The sequence below is a fragment of the Alphaproteobacteria bacterium GM7ARS4 genome (assembly GCA_014332745.1).
GTDB lineage: Bacteria > Pseudomonadota > Alphaproteobacteria > GM7ARS4 > GM7ARS4 > GM7ARS4.
Map to the genome: position 1 here is coordinate 1,265 of JACONL010000019.1, position 7,492 is coordinate 8,756.

Consider the following 7,492-nt stretch of genomic DNA (forward strand, 5'->3'; position numbering starts at 1 on the left):
GCTAATCTCCAACACTGAAAAACCCACCGCCCAATTTTGTCGCATGCGAACTCGAGCTTTTTGCAAATAGGACAACACACCGCTGTCTTCCAGCACAACGGCCCATTTGAATCGAGGAGAACTGGCATACTTTCTAGCCTTCTCGGCCTGGCCCAAATCCATTTTGCAGTCCATTCTCTTGCTGTTGCCCTCGATGAGTTTCCCATACAAACTGTTGGCCAACAGCTTGTACAAGTTCTTCAGCGAAACCGTGGGCGCGCTTTTGCGCTTTTGCGTGCAAAGTTCAATGTATTTTCGAATGAAATCCTCCTGGTAAAATTTGATGCCACGGTGCACTTTTGTGAGCTTCATTCCCAACTGCAGGTACAGTTTTAAATTCAGCGCGTGAACCAAATACTTCTTGCGAGGCCTGAACGTGGACGTGAGCTTCTCCGACTTGTAAGTTCTGCCGCCACTGCCACGCTTCAGCTTTTCTTTCTGCCTTTGCAGACGCACCCGACGCAGCACCTTGTAGGCGTAGGGGCTCAGGTCCGCGTGGGTCAACTCAAGCTTGTGCGGGGCTAGCGGGAAGGATGAGTGCGCGCGGTGCAGGTGCTCGGGATACTCGAGGTCCACTTCCAAAATGTAGCCGGGGCCGTTGGTGGTGGTGGCGTCGCGTAGCGGGTCGAAGGCATCCAGCTCCTCCGCAGTCATCCATTCAAAGTCTCGCAAAGGCAAGGGATACGTCATGGCATCTCCGTACAAGTTGTTAGCATCCACGTAGGTCATCGTAAGCGGCGGATCGCCGACGCTGCGCCGCAGATGTCTGGTGTTGATGAAACTCATGCCACCTCTCAAATTGGACTTGATCAGCTGAGCCATCTCTTGGTCCGAAATGAGCTCCATTTCTGCCCCCGTCACCTTCAGCATGATGTCCTTGGAAATCATGGGCAGTGAAAGGTACTTGCACAGGTCGAGGCCGAATTCTCGCCAGATGTTTTCGCGCATCTCTAGCACAGCCTCGGCCAGCTGCAAGACGTCTGAGCGAGCGTAGACTCGAGTGTAATCTAGCATGTCGCGGCAGCCAAAGGCTGACCAAACTCGCTGCGCGTGAGCATAATCCTCCGCGGGCAGCTGGCTCACCCCTGTCAGCGCGTTGCCAAACTCAGAGATGGGCGGCAATGAGGTCGCCGCCTTCAGCCTGCCGACCGACGTGGCAAAGTCATACGGGTAGCAGCCTTTGCGCAGCAAAAGTTCCAGCTGCTGCTTGTTTTTGGTCATCCGCGACAGCAAGTTGAACTTGCACTCTCCAGTGGCTTTGAGATTTTCCACCAAGTTGGCCAGCGAATCGGGCAGGAATGCGGCGGAATCGAGAAATTGCAATCTGCGATTCACGGTGAAGCACTTGAACTTTTCGTAGTTGAGCGGGATGGGGTAGACGTCCCACACGTCAGGGTGGCGGTTGATTTGCTCCACAAAAAGGTGGGAGTCGTAACCCGTGAAATTGTGGGCAAAACAAGTAATGCTGTAGTCTTCTCGCCTGGCCAAGTTGCATGTGTTGTGCGCCACTCCCAAAATCTTCCCCGTCAAATGGTCGTGGTCCACCACCCTCTGGCCGACGTACATGTATTGTTTGCAAAGGTAGCATTCAGATTTGCACAACAACAGCCGCCTTTCGTGCGCGTTCACGTGGGTCATGGGCTGGCCGGGCGTCACCAGGTCGGGCAGAAACTTCTTTTCCAGTTCCAAAAGCTGCTGAACAAAGTCGTCCACCGCGTCCTCTCCCACGTAGGTCCGCTCAAAGTGCACCTTGAGATTGCGATCGACCAACACCATGCAGTAAGCAAAGGCCTTCTGGCTAAACCGCTTGTGCGACTGATGCGGGCAAATGTTTCGCCGCCACCAGTCCTCCTCGCGCAGCTCCTTTCGTTCACGGGCCCGGAGCTCTCGCATTGCGTCTCGCACCGCCTTGGCGTGCTGCTTCTCGTCCCTGCTGCTTTCCTCTCTCATCTGCTCACTCAGCCACTTGTCCAGCAAATCTCGCCTGTTCTCCTCCCCCTCTTCCATGTGGGCATCGAGAGCAACGTCGAGTTGCTCGTCGGGCGCAAGCTCCTTCCAGGTCTGCTCGCGAGCCTCATGCTCACGCGAGCGTTGCATGGTTGCCTCGTCGCATCCACACGTCTTTTTGCAGGCAACTTGCAAAGCCTCAAAGTCGTAAAACAACATAAGGCTACTTTTAAACGTTCGCCTTTGAATGGATCTGGTCAGGTCGTCTCCGTTCTGATGGGAAATGGTTTCCCCCTTGGCGGGCATCTCCACCACCTGGCAATCGTTCTCGTGACAATACTTTTTGTGACGAAGCAGTGCCTCCGAAGACGAATGAACGTTGGTGCAATTCCAACAAATGTGTCTTTTTCGAGTTCTGGAGTGACCGCTGCGCGGGTCCAAACCGCGCTTGGCAAACAACAAGTTGGGATTTTTCACCAATGCGTAATGCATCACGTCGGGGTTGGCCGTGTGAGCCAGCATGAGAACCACCTCGTTGCGCGCCGTCACGTTGGGACTACAACGCACTGGCACGACACGCCTGTCCTCGTCCTGGTAGACTACGTTGATGGAGACGTCCAAGAGCGACCACGCCTCCTCCACCTGATGCAACTGGCTCAGCGGCACAAACGGACCTGCGGGCGTCCCCCACACTGCCACAAAAGCCTTAAGTTTGGCCGAGTCGTTGTCGCCGACGAAGTGGGCTGCCAGCGCGTAGTACAAGCACAGGCCCTCCTCCTCTTCGCCTTGCAGCACAACACTATCCAGGTCCATGCGAATGCCGCCCTTGCGCACGTACGAGGCCACGTGCAAGTTGCACCCGCCGCCCACCAGCGGCAGACACGCACTTGTTCTAACGTCCAGATAGAGCGGCTGCAAGACGCGCCACCCGGATCCGCGGAACAGAAATTCCTCCACCCCACGTTCAATGTCACCGATAGCCATGTGGACGTCGCCTTCAAAGTTTGCAAACGGGCGAAGTTGAAACAGCTCGGAGCGGAAGGCAAAAGCTTCCACTGCAGCCAACTCGCCCTGCTCGCCCACCTTGTACATCTCCACCATCATGGACAGACCGACTTTGCGAAGCGCGCCCGCCTCCGTTTGCGCCATGAGGTATTGCAACAGATTAACCGTCTGGTCCGCGGCGGTCATCAAGGCTGTCTGCAAATCCGCGTGTACATCACCGTCAAAGTACACACGATGCACCGTGGTCTGTCCGTTGTGGGCCTGCTGGTGCAGCACAAACTGGTTAGAGGCCTGGTGGTCTTGCACTCGGTGCTGCACGGCCTCTGCACGGGAGAGGAAATGCCTCGAACAAATGCCACAGGCAAAACAAAGTCTGCGCTGATTGCCACTGTTGACGTTGTGGCTACTGTTGATGCTGCTGCTGCTGTTGCTGGTGGTGGTGGTGTTGCTACTGCCGCTCATGTTGTTTGCCGCCGGCTCGCCGCGTCGTGCAAATGGCGGCCGGGCGTCATGAACGGGGTGGACCACTTTGAGATGTCTTTTGTAATTGGGCAGTGTGACAAAGCTCGCGTCACACTCGGCACAACGCCACTTCTTGGCCACGCGGTCAAAGGCAGTGCAGTCCACGCTGGAGTTTTCATGCACCATCAACGTGTACCTGCGAGCAAACGCCCGTCCGCAGCGACCACACGCGTACCCAGAAGGCATCTTGGCTTAGTCAAGGCCAAGCGTCAACTGCCAAGTATCTGGAGATGGACGCACATTTCTTATATTATGCCTCGCGCGCGTGACCTCTTTTTGACCAAAACGACGACGACGACAAAGACGTCGGCAAATCTTTTTATTAACGGAAATCTTTTGTTGTCGTATAGAAAGTCAACGCTTGTATTTCTATTTTTAAAGAAACATTTTATTCTACGCGCGCAGTGAACCAAAGAAATAGAGAAATAATAAACTAGGAACAAATGGTGATGGATGTGTGATCCGCTCTTTCGAGGTGCTCAATTCGCAACTCGAGGTTTGCCCGAGAGCGGAGCTCGCCTCTTGATGATTTTCTTCAGCGGCGCCTCCTCCGCCTCCTCCTCCTCCCCCTCGCTGGCTAAGTAGTTGGGCGGCAGAAGCGACTGGCTGGCTTCCTCTTGGTCCACTGCCACTTCCTGGATTTCCTCCTCCTCCTCCTCTTCAGCCTCCTCCGCCACCTCTTCCACCTCGTCCTGCCCCGCCTCCATCCCCTGCTCCTCCTCTTCCTCCTCCTCCTCCTCCTCCTCCTCCTGCTCCTGCTCCTGCTCCTCCTCTTCCACCTCCTCCGCGTCCGTTGCGCCGTCATTTTCCTCCGCCATCTCCATGCCCTCGTCCTCGTCGACGTCGTCGACGTCGTCGTCGCCGCCGCCGTCCGCTGCCGCCACCTCATGCTCGCCGTCCTCTTCCATGGATTCGTAGTCGCTCGTTTCAACTTGCGCCTCTTGGCCGCGATTGCCGCATACCTCGCTCTCGCTCATCACGTGCAGCATCTTGCCTTGCCGCGACGTGCCAGCCTTGGCGGCGACGGTCTCAGCGGTCGTCTCCACCATGATCACGCCGACCGAGTCGATGAGTGGGCGGAGGTTGTTCAACTTCATGAGATACTCAATGCCCACAATCAGGTGAGGAATCCTCCGCGCGCTGATGTTGAGAGTGAAGTACCTCTTCTTGTTGAACTGCTCCCCCTCGCGCACCTTCTCCGACTTGCGCTTGCACACGGTCAGAGCCAGGTATTTGACGTCGTGATGCGACTTGGTCTGAAACTGGCTCCACTCCACAAAGACGACAAAGCCGTTGGAAAAGGCGTACATGGTGTCCTCGTAGACGGGGTCGCCATTTGTGGAAATGTCGATGCAACCAAAGGCGTCGGGCACAGCGTGCATCATCCGATCCACCGAGGGCATGATGTACTCGGTGTTCTTGGCCCCTCTCTGCAACAAGACCAGCGCCTTGTGGAATTCTGGCAGGGTGGACAGCCTGCCGGTCATGCTGAACCTCTTCCCCATCCGCCCGTCGCGGGTCGCCACCAAGGAGTTGGGATCGTCACCCAAGACACAACGTTTCAGCGTCCACGCTGGAAACGAGCCAATCTTGTACACCTCCTTGTCCAACTCCACTTCCTCCACCCCGATGAGGAAGGTGCGGTCGATGCGCACCATGGCCTTGGTGACAGGCCCCAACGTTTGCTGCACGCTGATGTCGTGCAGCTTGAAATTGCGCGGCAACTCGTCCTCCCCCACGTTGCCGGTCGACGTCGTTCCCTGCAATTTGGCAAACGCCGCGTTGGCCTCGTCCAGGGTGTACTTGCCCTCCTCGAGCATGGATCGAACATGCCGATACTGACGAGCTTTCTCGGCGGCTGGTTGCTGGCTGCGGAGCAGTTTAGCCATGGCAGTGGCCGGCATCTTCGCTGCCGTCTGCTTGGCCACGACGCTCCTTTTCTTCCTGACCGTCGCCGCCGCCGCCGCCGCCGCCGCCGCCTTGCTGGCGGACCTCGTTGTTCTCGCTAGCGCTGATGAAGTCCCTGGCGACCCGGCAACAGGGACATTCAGTCGAACCCGTTTGGATTCCTTTTTCAATCCCATGCCGCCCTCCGTCTTTCCCAACCTCTTCACCATCGCCGACTTCTTGGGTGCCGAAAGCAACTTTTTTGTCGGCGGCGGCTTGGTCGACTTGGGAGTTACCGGAATCTCCATGATTCATACTTGTGACCAGCGTCTACCTGCACAGCCAATATTCGACTGAAGTCCAAGCAACGGATATAGGCGTTAAATACGTTTTAGATTGAATGACTTTTCTCGCACCTCGAGATGACCTACTTGCGTCGCCCCAACGACGATTTGAAAAAAACCAATTGTGTCCAATTGCATCAATACCTTAACCATCACTTGTAAATCCCCAACGGTTTTTCCCATATACTCAAAGCTTAGAGTCCGGAACGGAAATCAATCAAGGAATAGGCACGCATTGGCTGAGAATGGTGTTTATTTCATCAAGCCGTTTTTTTTTTTTTTTCGAGTGTTTTTTGTGTTTTATACGGGTTTGCAATGGATGTTCTTTGGTGGTTTCTTCTAGTCGCAGTATTCCATCTCAAGAAGAAAAACGGTAACCGATAGCATAATTGGGGGGAGGAGAGGATGGTTTGGACAAGGGCCGGGTAGAAAAAGTATCGTCACTGTCAAATACGTCGAAAAAAAGAAATGAGTAAGGCATTTTAAACTGTTTGATAACGCACGACACTTTCATTGTCTGTTGATCGCTTCGAAATATGTCGTTCCTTTGTCTTTGCATGGCACAATCTTCGAGCAGCTTCAAATTAACTTCTTGCTGCACCCGCCCCACGTACATAGACTGGATGGCAACGCGCAATGTACACACTGTTTCACCGGACACGGATGGAGGGAAGATTGTGTGGGGGTGGGGGAACAGCAGGCGGTCATTTTCGCTTACAAAGATCACACCGCAAGCAATGCACACATTGATTGTCAATATTATCAAAAGCATTCATTTTGACACACAAAAAATAACGGAACGGAGTAAGAAATATGCACGCAACATTGTAGACACACTCTTTTTTTTGGGGGTTTTGTCGTTGTAGTCGTTTTTTTGCGGCTTTTGTTTTTGTATTCGTGTTTTTGCGGCTTTTTTCGTTGTATTCGTTTTTTTTGCGGGTTTTTGTTTTGGTAAGACTGTTGGTGATTTTATGGCAAAATTAGTACATGTGTAAAGAGGTACAAGTACGAACGTGAATGTAATCTCAATCCATTGAAAGCTGTTTTTCAAAAAGGCGGAACGTGATTGCCTTGGCCGAGACTCAGAGCAGCAGACCCTCGGCTAGACAAAACACGCACCGCCCCGCCCACAAGTGTTATGAATAGGAATGGTACTACGAAACTTGGAGAGGGGGCAAAAGTGCAATGTTTTTGCCCACCCTACGAGATAAAAATGGAACAAGCTAAAAATCAAAATAGTTGGTTGCACTGCGCAAAAAATTAAATTGGTCATTTAGAGCACACTCAAAAGCAACGAAGCAAAGTAACTTGAATACTAGCGATGATAATTAAATGTGAAGAACTACTTTTATGGAGATCGCCACTGTACAAATTTTTACATACTTTGACACTGAGAATTCGTGACATTTTGAATGCCGTTTTGCGAGTTTGAAGAAGTCTCGAGATGTTCTTCGAGAATCGAGAGAGAGAGAGATGTGGGAAGATGTCAGTTGTGCATGGCGCTAATAAACTGACGACTGGATATTATGGGTATGAATAAAAAATTAAATTAGTGAAGGTATGTAACTTGAATCACTTACATTTCATCGACTGAATACAATAAGAATTAAAATCCGAAAAAAGCAAACTACTGTTAGGTGTGGAAAAACTAAAGAAAAAACGTTCTGTAAGTACGTGAAAATCTAGTAGCGCAATTGATTATATAATGAAAGTGCAAATATTTATGAGCCGTTGTTTGAGCCTAGCAG

The 7,492-nt window shown here is 52.7% G+C and carries 2 protein-coding genes; both read right to left on the reverse strand.

Going from position 1 to position 7,492, the window contains the following annotated elements:
* On the reverse strand, positions 1-3,639 hold a 3,639-nt coding region (locus GDA54_06990; protein MBC6498041.1), incomplete at its 3' end, for a hypothetical protein.
* 353 nt (positions 3,640-3,992) lie between these two features.
* Entirely contained in the window at positions 3,993-5,708 is a 1,716-nt protein-coding gene (locus GDA54_06995; protein ID MBC6498042.1) for a hypothetical protein, read from the reverse strand.
* Positions 5,709-7,492 lie beyond the last annotated feature (1,784 nt).

Excerpts from the sequence above, each read along its gene's own strand:
- GDA54_06995 (MBC6498042.1), bottom strand. The coding sequence starts at position 5,708 with ATGGAGATTCCGGTAACTCCCAAGTCGACCAAGCCGCCGCCGACAAAA.